Here is a 901-nt window from a genome sequence, read left to right on the forward strand (position 1 = left end):
TCATTCATTGCAGCTTCTCCGGCGACATTGGGGAAAGCGAAATTCGCATCAGTGCTCAATGCGCGCAGCCGCTAGCCCTGCCGAATGGCGGCTTTGGTTTCGGGCCTGCGCGAGCGTCGAATTACGACTTACTGGTGGCACAAGGGAGATGCGAGTTGGATAACTACCCGAGTCACCTCGCACCTGAAATCGGACCAAGTGGCGAGGCTGTAACGCCGTTCGAACAGTGGTGGGGCCGAGTCAGGTCAAGCTTCAAAAACGTTCCCGAAAACGTCGCTCGACAATGGTTGCATGAACATTGGGGCAATTCACCGTTCGGCTGGTTGCCTGTATCTCGTCAGCAGAACTCGCCGTTGCGAACTTTGAATTTGCGGAGCGAAGAAACGAGCGCAACGCAGAGTTGGTGGAAGAGAAGTTGATATCGAGCAATGAGAAGGACGAGATCGAGACGAAGGTGCTGATTGCGAAACTCGAAGCCCGACAGGCGCGCGAGAAATTGAATCTTCGAACCATTCGCAGCCCGATTGACGGAGTCGTCGCGGAAGTCGATACGGCGCCCGGGGAACATGTCTCGGAAGATCAGATGATGCGACTTGCCCAGCTCGATCCGCTCAATGTGGAAGTTGTGGTGCCCGTATCACTGTACGGAAAGATCGTAGAGGGGATGTCCACCACTGTGATGCCCGAGTTTCCGTTTAATCAAGAGCGGGTCGCCGTGGTCGAAATAGTTGACACGGTGGTCGATGCGGCGAGCGGAACCTTCGGTGTGCGGCTGGAACTTCCGCATCCGTCGCTCGATCTGCCCGGTGGGCTCAAGTGTTCGGTGTCCTTTGCTGAGGACTTGCCTGGGTCCTAGCTGCCCGGAAGGGTCCGTTTTGGGCATAGGGAAATCAAGAGGGAG

Annotated in this window: 1 protein-coding gene; it reads left to right on the forward strand. The window is 56.3% G+C overall.

Annotated features, from left to right (window positions below):
- The first annotated feature begins 298 nt into the window (after positions 1-298).
- A complete protein-coding gene (locus tag IH881_16310) occupies positions 299-856 on the forward strand; it encodes an efflux RND transporter periplasmic adaptor subunit (GenBank protein MCH7869258.1) in 558 nt (185 codons plus the stop codon).
- The last annotated feature ends 45 nt before the right edge of the window (positions 857-901 follow it).

The sequence above is a fragment of the Myxococcales bacterium genome, from assembly GCA_022563535.1.
Classification (GTDB): domain Bacteria; phylum Myxococcota_A; class UBA9160; order UBA9160; family UBA4427; genus DUBZ01.